General features: G+C 26.7%; 14 protein-coding genes and 1 riboswitch. Of the genes, 4 read left to right on the top strand and 10 right to left on the bottom strand.

Going from position 1 to position 17667, the window contains the following annotated elements:
• Positions 1 to 91 precede the first annotated feature (91 nt).
• The 3 genes from KGF50_RS14500 to KGF50_RS14490 all read right to left on the bottom strand — a co-directional run bounded on the left by KGF50_RS14500 (position 92) and on the right by KGF50_RS14490 (position 3626).
• Positions 92 to 1171: a lysylphosphatidylglycerol synthase transmembrane domain-containing protein gene (locus KGF50_RS14500; protein ID WP_227848705.1), complete on the bottom strand. Its 1080-nt coding sequence runs from the start codon at positions 1169 to 1171 to the stop codon at positions 92 to 94.
• A 103-nt stretch (positions 1172 to 1274) separates the two neighbouring features.
• Positions 1275 to 2870, bottom strand: coding sequence for a putative ABC transporter permease subunit (locus KGF50_RS14495; protein WP_227848704.1), 1596 nt, complete (start codon positions 2868 to 2870; stop codon positions 1275 to 1277).
• Positions 2871 to 2918: 48 nt separating this feature from the next.
• Positions 2919 to 3626 carry an ABC transporter ATP-binding protein gene (locus KGF50_RS14490; protein ID WP_227848703.1) on the bottom strand — a complete coding sequence of 236 codons (708 nt, stop codon included), beginning with the start codon at positions 3624 to 3626 and terminating at the stop codon, positions 2919 to 2921.
• A gap of 271 nt (positions 3627 to 3897) precedes the next feature.
• Between KGF50_RS14490 and KGF50_RS14485 the strand changes: the two genes are divergently transcribed.
• Complete coding sequence (locus KGF50_RS14485) at positions 3898 to 5043, top strand: DEAD/DEAH box helicase (RefSeq protein WP_227848702.1); 1146 nt, start codon at positions 3898 to 3900, stop codon at positions 5041 to 5043.
• 95 nt (positions 5044 to 5138) lie between these two features.
• Here the strand turns inward: KGF50_RS14485 and KGF50_RS14480 are convergent, their stop codons facing one another.
• The gene (locus tag KGF50_RS14480) at positions 5139 to 6515 is read right to left on the bottom strand and encodes an NCS2 family permease (RefSeq protein WP_227848701.1); all 1377 of its coding nucleotides are present in this window, start codon (positions 6513 to 6515) and stop codon (positions 5139 to 5141) included.
• A 93-nt stretch (positions 6516 to 6608) separates the two neighbouring features.
• Positions 6609 to 6711: riboswitch (purine riboswitch) on the bottom strand.
• A gap of 266 nt (positions 6712 to 6977) precedes the next feature.
• Here KGF50_RS14480 and KGF50_RS14475 point away from each other — a divergent pair.
• Both KGF50_RS14475 and KGF50_RS14470 read left to right on the top strand, forming a co-directional pair.
• Positions 6978 to 8324 (top strand): MATE family efflux transporter, encoded by a 1347-nt coding sequence (locus KGF50_RS14475; RefSeq protein WP_227848700.1) that lies wholly within the window; start codon positions 6978 to 6980, stop codon positions 8322 to 8324.
• A 63-nt stretch (positions 8325 to 8387) separates the two neighbouring features.
• Positions 8388 to 9782 carry an SLC13 family permease gene (locus KGF50_RS14470; RefSeq protein ID WP_227848699.1) on the top strand — a complete coding sequence of 465 codons (1395 nt, stop codon included), beginning with the start codon at positions 8388 to 8390 and terminating at the stop codon, positions 9780 to 9782.
• Between the two features lie 129 nt (positions 9783 to 9911).
• Here KGF50_RS14470 and fsa read toward each other — a convergent pair whose 3' ends face one another.
• Positions 9912 to 10586 (bottom strand): fructose-6-phosphate aldolase, encoded by a 675-nt coding sequence (gene fsa / locus KGF50_RS14465; RefSeq protein ID WP_227848698.1) that lies wholly within the window; start codon positions 10584 to 10586, stop codon positions 9912 to 9914.
• 283 nt (positions 10587 to 10869) lie between these two features.
• Between fsa and KGF50_RS14460 the strand changes: the two genes are divergently transcribed.
• Complete coding sequence (locus KGF50_RS14460) at positions 10870 to 11634, top strand: DeoR/GlpR family DNA-binding transcription regulator (protein WP_227848697.1); 765 nt, start codon at positions 10870 to 10872, stop codon at positions 11632 to 11634.
• Positions 11635 to 11902: 268 nt separating this feature from the next.
• Here KGF50_RS14460 and KGF50_RS14455 read toward each other — a convergent pair whose 3' ends face one another.
• The 5 genes from KGF50_RS14455 to KGF50_RS14435 form a co-directional block, all read right to left on the bottom strand.
• The gene (locus KGF50_RS14455; protein ID WP_227848696.1) at positions 11903 to 12124 is read right to left on the bottom strand and encodes a hypothetical protein; all 222 of its coding nucleotides are present in this window, start codon (positions 12122 to 12124) and stop codon (positions 11903 to 11905) included.
• A gap of 412 nt (positions 12125 to 12536) precedes the next feature.
• On the bottom strand, positions 12537 to 13814 hold the full coding sequence (locus KGF50_RS14450) for a sensor histidine kinase (RefSeq protein ID WP_227848695.1): 1278 nt from the start codon (positions 13812 to 13814) through the stop codon (positions 12537 to 12539).
• Positions 13798 to 14466 (bottom strand): response regulator transcription factor, encoded by a 669-nt coding sequence (locus KGF50_RS14445; RefSeq protein ID WP_227434765.1) that lies wholly within the window; start codon positions 14464 to 14466, stop codon positions 13798 to 13800. The genes KGF50_RS14450 and KGF50_RS14445 overlap by 17 nt, the downstream gene beginning before the upstream one ends.
• 155 nt (positions 14467 to 14621) lie before the next feature.
• Positions 14622 to 17120: a heavy metal translocating P-type ATPase gene (locus KGF50_RS14440; protein ID WP_227848694.1), complete on the bottom strand. Its 2499-nt coding sequence runs from the start codon at positions 17118 to 17120 to the stop codon at positions 14622 to 14624.
• Between the two features lie 310 nt (positions 17121 to 17430).
• Positions 17431 to 17622: a DUF1450 domain-containing protein gene (locus tag KGF50_RS14435; protein ID WP_227434767.1), complete on the bottom strand. Its 192-nt coding sequence runs from the start codon at positions 17620 to 17622 to the stop codon at positions 17431 to 17433.
• Positions 17623 to 17667 lie beyond the last annotated feature (45 nt).

The following is a 17667-nucleotide window of genomic DNA, read 5'->3' as shown; positions in this document are numbered from 1 at the left end:
GTATATTTATATTTAGAATTTCCCTAATAATAATTTTGTTGATTAAATTTTACAGACTAAGTAATTTATATTTCTTTTTACTTTCTAATAATTAAACTTTTTCAATAACTTCTCCTAAACTAGAATTACATTTATTATCACGCTTCCAATTATTCAATGTATAATGGGTTCTAAATGTAAATAATCCTGAAACTATTAGTAATAGATAATATACAAATCCACTATATAAAAGCACTGAATATCCCAATAACTCTTTTGGAATTATGTTTGAGAACATGGTAAAAAACGTAACCTCATTTGCTCCAACATTTCCTGGTGTTGGAACTGGTGATATTGCCATGTATAAAAATACTTGCAATGTCATTATATGTATATATGATACTCCTTTTAAATTTGAAGCTTTATACACACAATAAACTATACTAAAGTATGCTATAAGTTGTAGTGCAGTAAGCAATATACTTAAAAATAAAATCTTTACATTTTTGATAAATATTTTTATAGAATAATTGTAGTCATCAATATAATGATTTATTCTATCTCTTTTTTTATCTAAAAACTTAAATGCTTTAAACTTAGATAAAAAATTAATCAAAATCTCCGCTATCATTTTCACTTGCTTGGGACTAAATACTATTAAGAGCCCACCTAATAGCATACTTACATTCATGGTCATCCCAGCCGCGATTAAAACCCTAACTGAATGCACTTGTTCCATTAATAATGACTTATTCAATAAAATTAAAATTCCACAAAATATAGTAACTGTACTTTGAAATACAACTGTCTTATTAGTAACTATAGCTACAGATTTGCTAAGACTAACATCATACTTTGTAAGTGCATATATTTGCATTGGTTGACTTCCTGACGCAAATGGAGTAACTAAATTATAATAAAATCCCATTGTCGCCATTTTAATACCTATAAATTTTACTTTTGTTTTTTGAACTGCATTTATTATCAAATGTGTCACAATAGATTCAATTATCATATATATTAACATTATTAGTATGCCAAGAAATATATAGGTTTTATTTACTAGACTTATAATTTTAGGTATTAGCTTTACATCTAAAGTAGTTGATATTAAATAAGTAGTAATACATATCAAAAATATCAAAAATCCATATTGAATAAAATCTTTTTCTTTTTTGGATAATTTTCTCATTTATTTTCTCCTAAGTTTTTTCATATCACTATACAATAGTATACTACTTAGCATATTCTTTGCAATACCTTAAAAAATAAGTCTTTTTTTAACACAAATATATCTATAAATTTTTAAATATTTTTACTCCTTTAGTTGAAATAATTCTCCATAAAATAAAGTCTAATATAAGTGTAAGCACACTTACTAGAATTAAATATATATTTAGAAAAGAAACTTTTAATAATATATATATTCCTCCAACGATAACTATATAAATTAATGATACTAATATTGTAACTATCATACTTGCACTTTGTTTTACTACTGTTACTTCATTTTTCCAATCAAGGTTTGGATAAAGTAAATTTGATAACAATCCCATTAAAGCTACAAACATTGACATAGTTAAAATCAAGCAAATTGCTACAATCACAAACTGTATTTCAAAATTTAGTTTTATAGATACTAATATTAGACATAAAACAGATAATGGTGCATTTAATAAAAAATTCATCAATATTTTTGACCAAAATATCTCCCTTTCATCTATTGGGGAAGATTTTAGTATCCATAAATTCTTTCCTTCAAAGGAAATTGAACAATATGTTGTGCAGTTCATTATTATTATAAATAGAAACACACCTAATAACTGTATTTTTATAATGCTAAAATCTATATTCATTTTTAGTAACTCAGCTATTTTATCAGCTCCAAATGCCAACACACCAATTGTAGCCACTATTAAAAATAACAGACCAATAGATGAATTCATAAAGTAAATAAATGAAGAAGTATATCTTCTAAATTCTTTTTTCAATAAAGCTTTTGATGGTTTTGAAATTTTTTGACTTTTAAATTCATAGTTTTTAGTTTTATAACTTTCACCCATTCTAGCATTTATATCTGTAAATCCTTTTGCAAATAAAGTTACAAATACGAAAAATGGTATTAATGATATTGCCATAAATATTAAAAATGAAACTATACTTCCAGTTTTAAGAGCATCAACAAAGTAGTATATAGGTGGATATATTTTATTGATTGTTTCTGAGATAGATGCACTATTTTTTAATAATTCCACTGATATGGAGTTTAATTTTGACATGAGTACAGTATAAGCCAAAATTAATATTACACTACCTATAATTAATACTAAATTTTTATACTTTAACCTTGATGATAACTGTCCTATAAATAAGAAAACTATTGATGAAACAACTATTGGTAATAGTGGTAAAGCTAAAAATAGTAATATTAAATAAGGAAAATATGTTATACTTACATCAGCGTTTAAAAAATAAACTACAGCTGGTACAATCATGCACACTAAAGAAAACAAATAATTAGTTCCAATCAACATTAATATTTTACTAGCTAATATAGTAGATGCTTTTATCGGTAAACTAGTTAATAACTCTAAATCCTTAGCCTGAAATAGATATGATGAAGTTTTATATAATGATGTAACAATTGCCATTACTGTTGATAATCCAAAGCCAAACACAAGTAGCATTTCCATTTGATTTATTTGTTTTAAAATATCAACTAGAGAAAGGCTTAAACTTGTTACATAAAATATTAATAGCCCTGCTACAACAAGTACTGAAAATATCATTACTATTATCTTTTGTTTTTCTTTACTGTCTGTTTTTTTTAGAGAGTTCAATTTAAACTCACTTATTATGTTAGTTTTTATTAATATACTCAAATTACTCATAATTTATCATCCCTCACTTTAGACATTATATGCTGTAAAAGTAACACTTTATTTTTCTATTAATTCCATAAAAATATTTTCAAGAGAATTATTTCCTTTCACTTCTTCAGTAGTTCCATAAGCAATTATATTTCCATCTTTTATTATGGCAATCTTATCACAGATTTTTTCAGCAACTTCTAGAACATGTGTTGAGAAAAATATACACCCACCTTTTTTACAAAACTCCTTCATGATTTCCTTTAATATAAATGAAGCTTTTGGATCAAGACCTACAAAAGGTTCATCAAGAATTAGAATTTTAGGATTATGGATTAAAGATGAAATTATAGCTAGCTTTTGTTTCATACCATGTGAATATGAAGATATTAAATCACCTAATGCCTTATTAATTTCAAATTTATGTGAATAGTATTTTATTAATTCTTCTCTTTCATTTTTATCTACCTCAAATATATCTGCTATAAAATTAAGGTATTGTATTCCAGTTAAAGCTTCATACAGATCTGGATTATCAGGAATATATGCCATTTCCTTTTTACACTCAACAGATTGTTTTTTTATAGATTTAGAGTTTATAAGTATTTCTCCTCCCTCAAAATCATGTATCCCAACAATTGCTTTAATAGTAGTAGTTTTTCCTGCACCATTATGACCTATAAATCCAAAAATCTCTCCATCATTTACTTCAAATGAAATATTATTTACTACTTTTTTATTTTTATATGATTTAGATACATTGCTTATCTTTAACATAATTTCCCTCCGTATTATATTATAGTTTTAATACTTGTTATATATAATATATAACAAGTATTAAAGAATTACAACTACAATTTGCTAAATTTTCAAATTTATATATTAGACAATTGTAAAAAAACTGAAATCAATATAAATATACAAAAAGCATATATATTTACTTCTAAATTGCACATAATTATAAAATAATGTATAGTTCGATTTGACTAAACAATGTATAATAAGAAATAGTTAACTATAATATAAGTTTTAATAGAAGGAGCAAAAGATGAACACATTTGAACAATTAAAAATAAGTTCTACTCTAATAAATGGACTTAAAAAACAAGATATAACTTCTCCAACAGAAGTTCAGTCACTTGTTATAGAAAATATAATGCAAAATAAAGATTTATTAATCAACTCACAAACTGGAACAGGAAAAACACTCGCATATGTTTTACCTATATTTGAAAAAATTGATACATCAAAAAGGGAAACTCAGGCTCTTATACTTGCACCAACACATGAATTAGTAATGCAAATTACAAATCAAATTGAATTATTAGCAAAAAACTCAGAGATTTCTTTGACTTCACTAGCCTTAATTGGAGAAGTTAATATACAGAAACAAATAAAAAATATAAAGTCTATAAAACCTCATATAGTAATAGGAACTTGTGGAAGAGTTTTAGACTTGATAAAACAGAAGAAGTTAAAATCACACAACATAAAAACTATCGTTTTAGATGAAGTAGATAATTTATTGAATGGTAAAAACATAACTTGTGTAGAGGACATAATAAAAACTACATTGAGAGATAGACAAATCATAGGTTGTTCTGCAAGTCTTACAGATAGTACTATAAAAATTTGTGATAAATTTATGAAAGAATTTGAATTAATAAAAACAAAAGAAGATTCACAGATAAACCCTAATATAAATCATACATATATGTTAGGTGAAATCAGGGATAAATTCACTTTTCTTAGAAAAACATTAGCTGCTACAAACCCAAAAAGAGCTATTGTATTTGTAAATAATGAAAAAAATATAGATGTCATAGTATCAAAATTAAACTATCATAATTATAAAGCAATTGGGATTTTTGGAAATATGGCAAAAGAGGATAGAAAAAATGCGATAAATAAATTTAAACTTGGTAAAGCTAAAATTTTAGTTACAACAGATTTATCTGCTCGTGGGCTTGATATAGTAGATATAAGCCATGTTTTTAATTTAGATTTTCCAAATAGTAAAAACGAATATCTGCATAGGTGTGGTCGAACTGCCAGAGGAAATCGAAGTGGAGATACTATTTCAATAATAACAAAAAAAGAGTTAGGTATTATAAAAGACTTACAGAAAGAATTTAACATAACAATTGTGCCTAAAATCTTAGAAAAGGGAAAATTAGTAGACATATCTAAGTAATACAATAAAACATAAAAGAGCTGTAACTTCTTATCAAAATATATTAGAAATTACAGCTCTTTATTTTATTAAAGTAAATTTTTAAATAATATCTATTATAATAGCCAAAGTTTGATTATAAATAATATAGCAAGGACAATCATTACTATAGAAACATGCTTCTTGTCTTCAGCCTTTTTAGCTCCAAATATATTGTAAAATACATTTACAAAAACATAAGTTAATATACCTAGAGTTAAACCATCACCTATACTATAAGTTAATGCCATACAAGCAATAGTAACGAAAGCTGGAACACCTTCAGTTATATTATCAAAATCAATATCCTTAACTGTACCAAGCATCAAGTACCCAACATAAATTAAAGCTGGTGCTGTAGCACATGATGGAATTGCTATAAATACAGGAGAGAAAAACATCGCAACTAAGAATAAAACACCAACTGTTACTGCTGTCCATCCAGTTCTACCTCCTGCAATAACACCTGTTGAACTCTCAACATAAGTTGTAACTGTAGATACTCCAAGCCCTGCACCTACTGTAGTTGCAACTGCATCTGTAAGTAAAGCTCTACCTACATTAGGAACATTTCCTTTTTCATCTAGCATATTTGCTTTAGAACAAACTCCTACTAATGTACCTACTGTATCAAAGAAATCAACAAATAAGAATGTACAAACTATTACAAAGAAACCACCTATGTTTGTTGGATGTAATACATATCCTAAATCTATTTTACCTGCTATTGGTGCTAAACTTTCAAACTTGAATATTCCGCTAGGTAAGTATATGCCTAATTTTTGTGCATATTCTGGATTCATAAATGCAAATCCCCAAGCAAGTAATGAACTTACTACTATTCCAAAAAGTATAGAACCTTTAACTCTTTTTTTATCTAATACTGCTATAATTATTAATCCTATGCAAGCTATTATTACTGCTGGAGTAAATTTTCCCATCTTTATAAGAGTAGCTTGATCTCCAATTACGATTCCACAATTAACTAAACCTATAAGTGCAATAAATATACCTATACCACCTGTAACAGCAAGTTTCATATTTTTTGGTATTGCATTTACAACAGCTTCACGAACTCCACTTACTGATAATATTATAAAAATGATACCTTCTACAAATACCGCTGTAAGAGCTACTCCCCAAGGAACACCCATTTGTAAGACTACTGTGTATGCAAAAAATGCATTAAGACCCATACCTGATGCTAAAGCAAAAGGAAGATTAGCGACCATTCCCATTAAAATACATCCAAATGCTGCTGCTAGACATGTCCCCGTAACAAGAGCACCTGCTGGCATCCCTGTTGCTGATAAAATGTTTGGATTTACAGCTATTATATAAGCCATAGTTAAAAAAGTAGTTACACCAGCAATTACTTCTTTCTTCATGTCGACATTTTTATTAGTCAAAATTGGAAAAAGTTTCTGCATGGTACTACTGTTTGTTGTTTGCATAACAACACCTCCTATTAAATTTTACAAAAAAACGACACAGTAACTAATAAGCTGAGTCGTATCCTTCATAATTTAGTTAAATAAATATTTATTTAACTAAATAATAGTATACATAGTCAGAATATTTACGGTATTCCGGTAGAAACTTATGACCCGTATTGTCAAAATTATATGTTATACAATATAAAACATGAATTTTTCTTTACGAATATTATTTTAATTTATATAGTTAATTTTGTCAATATATGCGTATATATTAGAATAAATTTGTATTAATATTCGATTATATTAAATGTTAATTTGCTATATCTACGTCATATTTATATTCTTTACATTTTTACAAAATATATGATTATTTAATACAATTTATTTATAGTAGTGATATAAAGTTTATGTTAAGATTATATTATATTTATTATAGCAAATTGATAATTAATAATTTTTAAATTTGGAGGAATAAGGGTGAAAGATTTAACTACAGGTCATGAGGGAAAATCTATATTCTTTTTTGCTATGCCTATGCTTATTGGTAGTTTATTTCAACAACTATACAATACTGCTGACAGTATCATAGTTGGTAGATTTATTGGTAAAGAAGCCATGGCAGCAGTCTCAGGTGCTAACCCTATAATGTTTTTGCTAGTAGCAATGCTTATGGGTGTCAGTCTTGGTTTTTCTATTTTAATTTCACAGTTTTATGGTTCAGGAGATTTAAAAAAAGTAAAAGCTACTATTGATACTACATATATACTTTTATTTATTGGATCTATATTAATAAGTGTTATTGGAATAGTATTTGGAGGTCCTATGCTTAAGCTTATGAATACTCCAGAATCAGTTTTTAATCAGTCAAAACTGTATCTTACTATAATATTTGGTGGAATCTTATTTTCTGCTGGATACAATTCAGTAAGTGCAATACTTAGAGGACTTGGAGATTCAGTAACTCCACTTTATTTTTTAATAATAGCCACAATTTTAAATATAGTTTTAGATTTAACTTTTATTGTAGTCTTGAAAATGGGGGTTGAAGGTGTTGCACTTGCCACTATAATGGCTCAAGCAGTATCATTCATAATTAGCATAATATATTTAAATAAAAAACATGAAGTACTTAAATTTAAGATTAAAGGAATTGTATATGATAATAAAATATTTAAAGATGGTCTTAGATTAGGACTTCCAAGTGGCGTTCAACAGATGTTATTTTCAATTGGCAACATGGCTCTTCAATTTTTAGTTAATAGTTATGGTACATCTGCTATGGCAGCTTTTGGAGCTGGTCTTAGAATAGAAAACTTTATAAGCTTACCTATCATGAACCTTGGCTCTGCTGTTTCCACTTTTGTTGCTCAAAATATAGGTGCTGGAGAAAATGAAAGGGTTAGAAAAGGAATTCGTGAATCTATAAAAATGGCTTTAATTCTAGCAATTGTAGTTGTTGCCCTAATCTTATTGTTTAGAGAAAACTTAATTTCTTTATTTAATACTGATAAAGATGTTATTAAAATTGGCTCTTCTTACTTATTTATAATAGGACCTTTTTTCTTATTTATTGGTACTTCCTTTGTACTTTCAAGTGCAATGAAAGGTGCTGGTGATTCTATGTTTGCTCTGATGAGTTCAGTTGTATCTTTATGGCTTGGAAGAATTCCTGCTTCTTATTTATTTTCTAGATTATTTGGAACAGATGGAATTTGGATGGGTATCCCTTTTGGTTGGACTTTAGGCCTTATTGTTACAGTCATCTATTATAAAAAAGGGTATTGGAAAACTAAAGCTATTGTAAATCATAGAATTAATGAATAATCTTTTAATAAAATGTATTCACCTTCATTATGATATAATAAATTATGGAGGTGGATACAAAAAATGGTTATTATTCTTAAACCAAAACAATTTTGTATGACTATTATGGTTACTATAATTCTTTACTTCTTTCTAAATTATAGTTTCAATATAAAATTTTCTATATGCTTATCTTTTTTAACTATCTTAATATGGGCTGTAGACTCTGTTGAAAAAACCGTAGTTGCATTAGTCTTTGTAATATTAGCTTTTATTTTTAATATTGCACCTTTGAACGTTATTTTACAATTTTTATTTACAGAAAATTTTTATATAATAATACTTGCTTACATAATTACTAATGCAGTTGCAAAGACAGGTGTTGCAAAAATTATTTCTGAAAAATTAATTTTAAATACTGTAGATACCCCTAGAAAGATGGTTTTTTTATCATATATTTTAGGTGTATTATTAATATTTTTCATACCACAGCCATTTCCAAGAGTCATTCTTGTGTCAGCCTTTTATAAAGAATTTTTTAAAGAACAACACTTAACTGAAGATTCAAAATCTATACTTCTGTTCAGTATATTTACAGCATCTACATTTACATCAATGTTTTTTGTAAATGGAGATACTCTTTTAAACTATGTAGTCCTAGAACTTGGAAATTGTAATATAAACTGGAGTCAGTGGGCTTTTTATATGTCTGTTCCAACTATAATTACTTGTTTTATAACTTATTTTTTATTTATGTTTGTTTTTAAAAAAGAATTGTCTTTAATAAAATTTGTTTCTTGTGATAATTTTAATTCTAATAAATTTCAATTTTCCTATTCTAATCTAAAAAAAGAGTTTCATTTATTAAGTGATGAACAAAAACATGTATTTTTATGTTTAGGAATAATGTTTTTTATGTTCTTAACTCAATTTATTCATAATTTAAATACACTAATTATAATGTCTATTTGTGTACTTCTTTTGTTGCTAAAGAAAATAATTGGTTTCAATACTTTAAAAGAAATAAATTGGAAAGTTCTTATTTTTTTTATAGCAGCGTTTTCGATTGGAGGAATACTAAAGTACTCTGGAGTTGTTGATATAATGGGAAACTATTTAATAAAATTAATTCCAAACTCTTCAAAAACTATTTCAATATTATTTTTAATAACCCTGACAATAGTATTGAATATATGCCTTGGAAGTGCTGTCACTACATCCTCTGTGGTGATACCATTACTTGGAAGTTTACATATACTTAAAGAAAATAGTATTGTTCTTTGCCTTTTTGTTTATATTGTAGTAAGTATACAATACATATTGCCTTTTCATCATGCAACAATAATGGTTGGACATGGTGAGAATCTATATAATAGTAAGGTTATTTTTAAGTATGGTTTGACTTTAATTCCTTTAACCTATTTTATAATAATCTGTATAACATTCCCTTGGTGGAGATTTATAGGTCTAGAAGTTTAACAAAGATGAAAATATGAATTTTCTTTTTAATAATTTAGAACATTATTATCTTAAGTTAATTCATATTTTCATCTTTTTCATAAAAATCTATTTATAAAATTGCATAAAAACTAATTTTTTATTCTAAAATTAAATGTTATTTGTTTTGCTACCTTTTCCAAAAGTATTTTCCCAATCTTCTATAAACTTATCAACACTCCAATCTGTCAATGGATGATTCATCATGGATTTGCAAATGTCATATGGTACTGTGACACTGTGTACTCCACACTTCATTAATTCTATAACCTGTTGCGCATTTTTAAAACTAGCAGCAAGTACCTTTGTATCCATATTATAAGTATCTATTATTTTTATAAGCTCTGAAACCATAGATACACCATCACCAGATATATTATCAAGTCTGTTTACATAAGGTGCAACATAATTTGCTCCAGCTTTTGCAGCTAAAAATCCCTGATGAGCAGTAAATATTGCAGTAGCAGTTATTTTTATTCCTTTTTTATGAAGGTCTTTTATAGCTCTTAAACCATCTTGTGTTACAGGTATTTTCACATATATGTTTTCTCTCAAACTACTTATATATAATGCTTCTTCTAATATATCTTCATACTTTGTACTTAATACTTGAGCATGTATAGGCATATCCTCACCTATAATTTCACCAATCTCACTTATAAGTTGCTTAAAATTCTTTTTTTCCTTTGAAACAATACTTGGATTTGTTGTTACACCATCAATTGCTAAATAAGTACATAGCTCTTTAATCTCCTCTATGTTACCTGTATCTAAGATTAGTTGCATTAAAATATCCCCCTTTAAACTTTACTTTTTTTTATTTATTCTTATTATATATTGATTTGGTATTATTTTCAACTTTTTTATTATTGTTTCTTCTGTTTTTTTATTGTTTGATTTTGTTGTATATTTTTATAATTTCTTTATTTATTAAGTTTCAGATAGACTATTAAGGACCATATACTTTGTATATTAAATTAATTTTGTATTTCATATTAAAATAGTTGATATTTTATCTTTTATCTTATAATATTTACTATAATACTATATTTAGGAAAAGAGGTAAAAGATGTTTGCAGAAGAAAGGATTCAGGCTATATTAAATATCCTAAAAAAAGAAGGAAGAGTTACTGTAAAAGAACTCAGTTCAAAATTTAATGTTACAGAAGATTGTATAAGAAAAGATTTAAAAAACATAGAAAAAATTTCTTCAATACGAAGAATTTATGGTGGAGCTGTACTAGTCAGAGAAACTCTTGAAAATCAAGATACAAAAGATAGAAAAGAAACTAATATACCAACAAAAAAAATAATAGCAGAAAAAGCATTTAATCTAATTACAGATAGAGAAACTATATTTTTAGATATATCTACAATCAATATATTATTGGCTAAACTGTTAGCTGAAAGTAATAAGAAAGTAACATTGGTCACAAATATGCTAGATATACTAAATGTAGTTACTTCAAAGCCCAATAATTTAAATGTAATTTCTACTGGTGGTTTATTAAATCTTAGCTTAGATGGATTTGTTGGCACTCCAACAATAGATTTTATATCAAGATATAAATTTGATAAAACGTTTATGGGCAGTTGTGGTGTAGATGTATTTAATTCTACTCTTACAACATTTGAAATTGAAGATGGACTTACAAAAAAAGCCATCATAAATTCAAGTAAAAAAGTATTTATAGTTATGGAAGATAAAAAATTTAAATTTGATGGAAACTTTAAATTTGCCCATTTAGAGGATATTAGCTCTATAATTACAGAAAAATCACCTACTCCTGATATATTAAATACTTTATCAGAATTTAATGTGAATGTTTTATAAACGTAATGATATATTTTACAAATAGATTCAAGAGATAAGCTATTATTTTGTAAATATCCTTAAAAGCCTTAATTCTATATGATTACAGCAATAATCAAATTTAATATTTAAAATTTTAAAATTATCATGATTTAAATATACTTGAAATAGACTTTCTAAATATAATACAGTTATTTTTAGAAAGTCTATTTCTTCTGTAAAATCTTTTATAGTATTTTTTATCTAAAAACTACCATTGGTAACAGTACCTGAGTCTATAAACAAAACTTTATTTCATTTCATCTTTCATTTGCTTTTCTAAATCTTTAGCAAATTTCTTTTGCTCATATCTTTCCATCATTTCATCTTTCTTCATTTCTAGGTTTGCCATAGCACCTTGAGCATCATCTTTTAAATCTTCAGCAGTATTTTTCATTACATAAGCTGTCTTTTTAGCACCTTCTTTTAAATCTTCTTTCATGTTTTTCATATCTCTTTTAAGTCTATCCATCAAAACTACCTCCTCTGTAAATATAATACTTCCTACAGTTATTTTTCCCAAAGTGCATATATTTATTTGCTATATTGAGTATAATTTTTAAGTTATTAAATGTAATTTAAGACTATCTGAATATATAACTTTTAATAAAGATTAGCTCTTTTTCATTTTAAAATAAAAATAACATCAAGCATAGATACTCTATGCTCAATGTTATTTCTTAAATTCATTGTATTTAATTGTTGGGAATTACTATAATGATGATTTAATTGGAGGATATTAGGTTGTATCATCATTATAGCTTGGTGTTATTTTATGGTTTAAAATTTTTTTATTTCTATTTACATAATACATTTTTAGTATGAATTTTTTGTGATTTTGCGATGAACTATTATTGAAACTTATATTTTTCAATATATATATACTAATTTTTAAATTCAACCGTAAATACTACAGAGTTTTCCTTATTTTTTATGCTATATTCAAACCCATGAGTTTTAAAAATTTGACTGACTATATAAAGACCTAGTCCGCTTCCTCCAGTTTTTCTTGAACGAGATTTCTCTATTCTATAAAATGGATTAAATATCTCTTCTAAGTAACGTTTCTCTATAGTTACACCAGTATTTTCAATTTCTAAAATAACTCTTTGATTAGAAGCTTTTTTGTTTATTCGCTTGTTTTTATCATAAAGCCTAATTATAAGCTCTGAGCCTTCAGGAGAATATTTTATAGCATTATTTATTATATTATTAATTGCTTTAGTTATTCTCTCTTGGTCTGCCTTAATTTCTAGATTTTCTTCTATTTGTAGAATAGTTTTCATATGTTTTTCTTCTATTAAAAATACTTGTCTTTTTACCAGTCTATTTAAAAGCTCACTTATATTTATTGATACTAGTTTTAAATCTTTTTCTAGTATTTCTGATTTTGAAACCTCTATCATCTCATTTACTAAATCTTTTAACTCTTGTGTACATTCATATGATTTTTTCAAGTAAGTATCCCTATCTTTATACTTACCTACACTATAAATCATTCCTTCAATTTGACCACTTATTATGGTTATTGGAGTTTTTAATTCATGTGATATCGTTGCAACAAAATCCTTTCTTCTATATTCCTGTTCTCTTTCACTCTCTATTATATTTATGAGAGGCTTTGTTATTACAATTGAATATATATATGCTCCAATAATTGCTATTAATATCGCTATTGATATAATGTATGGCATTAACTTTCTTATGACTTCATTTGCTTCATCAATTGGCTGTAATGGCATAACAAGTTCTAAACTATATGGTCCGTCTTTTGAGTCTTTTGTATATATAGGTATAGATGTTCTATACTCATCTTCAATACTATTAATCATGTACTTACTATATCTTAAAATAACTACTTCATTTTTACCATATACAATTTTTCCTTGGTTATCTTTTAATAAAATAGCAAGGTTTTGGTCTTTAGCCATATAATAAAGTCTTTCTTCTAAAGTATATGTATCAAAGTGAATTGAACTATCTACTAGAGATTTTAAGCTTTCTTGAAGAGACTCAATTTTATACTCATGATAATATGATGGCAATAAAAAATATAAAATTAGGTATATTATTAAAGCTAATGCTATTAATAATGATGTTGTTATGGAAAATAATTTATACTTTATACTTAATTTTTCCCACTTATCAAATATCCTTCTCAAGTGTATATCCTATTCCTTTTACAGTTTTAATATATGGTAATGATATTTTTTTTCTTATATTTTTTATATGTGCATCAACAATTCTAGTATCTCCATAATAATCATAACCCCATATACTATCTAAAAGACCTTCCCTAGTTATAACCTGTGGATATTTTTCTATCAAAGCTTTCAATATATTAAATTCTTTTAATGTAAGTTCTATAGGCTCTCCATCTATTTCGGCAATATATGTGTTTAAATCTAACTTTAATTTTTCAAAAACTATAAACTTATCATTTATCGTTTTGTTGCTTCTTCTCAAGATAGCTTCTACTCTTTTAATGAGAAGATTAAATGAAAATGGCTTTGTTATATAATCATCGCATTCTAAGTCAAATCCTTTAAGTTGATCTCCTTCATCGTTTAAAGCAGTCAAAAATATAATTGGAACACTTGATGATTTTCTTATCATCTTACAAACTCCATAACCATCTAAGTTTGGCATCATTATATCTAATATTACTAAGTCATAACTTCCTTGCTTAAATTTTTGTATACCTTCTAATCCATCATTTGCTGACTCAACTTGATATCCTTCTGCACTTAAAAACTCTGATATTAATTCTTGTATGTTTGAATCGTCTTCGATTACAAGTATTGACGAGTTCATCCTATCAATCCTTTCTATTTTTAAATTTCCTGTATTACTTATATTTTATCTCATTGTTGTGAATTTTACATGAAAAAAGAGCTATCTTAATTTGTAAATTAATCCTTTTAATTAAAGATAGCTCTTTTAAATACATTTTTACTTAATTTATTGCTCTAATTTTTTTTATATGCTTTGAAATTTTTAAGTCTAAGTGCATTTGAAACCACTGAAACTGAACTTAAACTCATGGCCGCTGCTGCAATCATTGGATTTAAAAGAGGTCCTCCAAAGATATACAGCAATCCTGCTGCTACAGGTATACCAATTGTATTATATCCAAATGCCCAAAATAGATTTTGCTTTATATTTTTTATAGTTTCATTACTAAGTTTAATCGCAGTTGGAACATCCATTAAATCACTCTTCATAAGCACTATATCTGCTGACTCAATTGCTACATCTGTTCCACTTCCTATTGCTATTCCTATATCAGCTTTTGCAAGTGCTGGTGCATCATTTATTCCATCTCCTACCATTGCAACAAACTTACCTTGATTTTGTAATTTTTCAACTTCTTTTGACTTATCTTCTGGTAAAACCTCCGCTAATACCATATCTATACCTACTTGACTTGCTATAGCATTTGCAGTCTTAACATTATCTCCAGTTACCATTGCAACTTTTATTCCCATATTATGAAGAATATCTATTGCTTTTTTACTACTTTCTTTAACTACATCCGCAACTGCGATTATTCCTGATAAATTTCCATCTACAGCAATATACATAGGTGTCTTACCTTGACTAGCTAGTATATTAGATTTTTCCTCTAAAACTTTAAGGTTGATATTATTGTCGTTCATAAGTTTTTTATTTCCAAGCAATATATTTTCATTATTTATTGTAACTTGTATACCAGCACCTGGTATAGCTTTAAAGTTATCAACTTTTTCAATCTGTATATTTTTATCTTCTCCATATCTAACTATTGCTTCTCCTAGAGGATGTTCTGAACCTTTCTCTGCACTTGAAGCAATCTTAATTAGGTATTCTTCTTCCACATTATTTAACACAATATCTGTTACTTTTGGTTTACCTTCTGTTATTGTACCTGTTTTATCGAATATTACTGTATTTACTTTGTGAGCAGATTCTAGTGCTTCCCCACCTTTTATCAATATTCCATTTTCTGCACCTTTTCCAGTTCCAACCATTATAGCAGTTGGTGTAGCTAATCCTAATGCACAAGGACAAGCAATTACAAGTATTGATATGAATATAGTAAGTACAAATACTATATCTTTTCCACCTACTAAAAACCACAATAATGATGAGACTATAGCTATTGCAATTACTATTGGTACAAAATATCCAGAAACAGTATCAGCAAGTTTAGCAATAGGTGCTTTTGTCCCCTGTGCATCTTCAACTAATTTTATTATTTGAGCAAGAGCTGTATCTCCACCAATTTTTTCAGCTTTAAATTTAATAACACCATTTTTATTTATACTAGCTCCTGTAACTTTACTTCCAATATTTTTTTCTACTGGTATACTTTCACCTGTAAGCATAGATTCATCAACTGATGTATATCCCTCTATTACAACTCCATCTACTGGTATTTTAGTCCCTGGTTTTACTAGTATTATATCTCCTATTCCAACTTCTTCTATAGGAGTCTCTATTTCTTTACCATCAACTATTACTATTGCAGTTTTAGGTTGTAGTCCCATAAGTTTTTTAATTGCTTCTGATGTTTTTCCTTTTGATTTTGATTCTAAATATTTACCAAGTAATATAAGTGCTATTATTATTCCTGCACTTTCATAATACAATTGATGATGGTGCATACCCTGAATTTGTCCATTTGCTATTTGTACTGTTGTATATAGACTATATAAAAATGCTGCTAGTGTACCAATTGCAACTAAAGAATCCATATTAGGACTTAAAGAAAAAAGTGCCTTAAACCCATTTATATAAAATTTATATCCAGCTATCATCACTGGTATTACTAAAATTAATTGGACTAATGCATAATTTAAAGTATTTGTCATAGGATTTAAAATTTCTGGTAAAGGCCATGGTCCTATAGGTTTTATTATCATAGGACCCATTGCTATATAAAACAAAGGTACTGCAAATACTATTGCAACTATGAATTTAATAAATAAAGTATTCATTTCTTTTTCTTTTCTTAATTTATCTTCATCTACATCAACTTTATTTTTTACTTCTTCTATTGGCTTATAACCAGCTTTTTCTATAGCTGCTTTTATCTGAGATAATTTTACTTTTGATGGATTATAGTCTATATTAGCCTTATCTGTTGCAATATTTACGCTAATACTTTCTACTCCATCTAATTTTTTTACTACTCTCTCTACAGCTTTTGCACAAGCTGCACATGTCATTCCATCAATTTTCATATCAATTTTTTTATTACTTTCTTCCTTTATAATTCCATATCCAGCTTTTTCTACAACTTGTTTTATGTCATCAAAGCTAACTTTAGAATTGTCATATTCTATCTTAAGTTTTTCAGTAGCTATGTTTACACTTTGGTCATATACTCCATCTAATTTCTTCGTTACTCTTTCTACCGCCTTTGCACAAGCTGCACATGTCATACCTGTGATTTTATAATTTTCTACTATTTTATTTGAACTCATAATAAACGCTTCCTCTCTTTCAATGTATTTTTAATTAATTTGTATATTCTATCTTGATATGTAATATTGATAAATTCTTTATTTGGAAATCTATAGTATTTATTATACCCCCTATAGGTATATTTAATCAATATTTTTTTAATAAATAAATTTAATTTAGTTATATTTATTTGTATTTAATAGAAAAGTATACTCACAATTAAATATATACATAAAAAGAGAGCACATAAATTGCTAAATACTTACTCAATTTATATGCTCTCTTTTATATAATTTATTTTCTACTGTAGTTTTTTCTTACATATATAGTTTATTTCTTACATGCTTCAAAAAATTCTTCCTCTGTTTCTCTTATTTCAAGTTCATTATCTATTATTCCTACAGCTTCTTTTTTAAATGCTCTACATTGACCTATACAACCAGTCTTCACATTTTCTTCTCCAACTAAAGTTTTTAACTTATTTACATCCACATTTGAACAGTTTGGACATACTCTTATCATATTTAAGTTCCTCCTAATTAATGTCTAGTTAATACTGTTATACCC

The sequence above is a fragment of the Clostridioides sp. ZZV15-6598 genome, assembly GCF_020657705.1.
GTDB lineage: Bacteria > Bacillota > Clostridia > Peptostreptococcales > Peptostreptococcaceae > Clostridioides > Clostridioides difficile_F.
This window is presented reverse-complemented; position numbering and strand designations above follow the sequence as displayed.

Coding starts and splice junctions, on each gene's coding strand:
- KGF50_RS14500 (WP_227848705.1), bottom strand. CDS start 1,171: ATGAGAAAATTATCCAAAAAAGAAAAAGATTTTATTCAATATGGATTT.
- KGF50_RS14495 (WP_227848704.1), bottom strand. CDS start 2,870: ATGAGTAATTTGAGTATATTAATAAAAACTAACATAATAAGTGAGTTT.
- KGF50_RS14490 (WP_227848703.1), bottom strand. CDS start 3,626: ATGTTAAAGATAAGCAATGTATCTAAATCATATAAAAATAAAAAAGTA.
- KGF50_RS14485 (WP_227848702.1), top strand. CDS start 3,898: ATGAACACATTTGAACAATTAAAAATAAGTTCTACTCTAATAAATGGA.
- KGF50_RS14480 (WP_227848701.1), bottom strand. CDS start 6,515: ATGCAAACAACAAACAGTAGTACCATGCAGAAACTTTTTCCAATTTTG.
- KGF50_RS14470 (WP_227848699.1), top strand. CDS start 8,388: ATGGTTATTATTCTTAAACCAAAACAATTTTGTATGACTATTATGGTT.
- fsa (WP_227848698.1), bottom strand. CDS start 10,586: ATGCAACTAATCTTAGATACAGGTAACATAGAGGAGATTAAAGAGCTA.
- KGF50_RS14460 (WP_227848697.1), top strand. CDS start 10,870: ATGTTTGCAGAAGAAAGGATTCAGGCTATATTAAATATCCTAAAAAAA.
- KGF50_RS14455 (WP_227848696.1), bottom strand. CDS start 12,124: ATGGATAGACTTAAAAGAGATATGAAAAACATGAAAGAAGATTTAAAA.
- KGF50_RS14445 (WP_227434765.1), bottom strand. CDS start 14,466: ATGAACTCGTCAATACTTGTAATCGAAGACGATTCAAACATACAAGAA.
- KGF50_RS14440 (WP_227848694.1), bottom strand. CDS start 17,120: ATGAGTTCAAATAAAATAGTAGAAAATTATAAAATCACAGGTATGACA.
- KGF50_RS14435 (WP_227434767.1), bottom strand. CDS start 17,622: ATGATAAGAGTATGTCCAAACTGTTCAAATGTGGATGTAAATAAGTTA.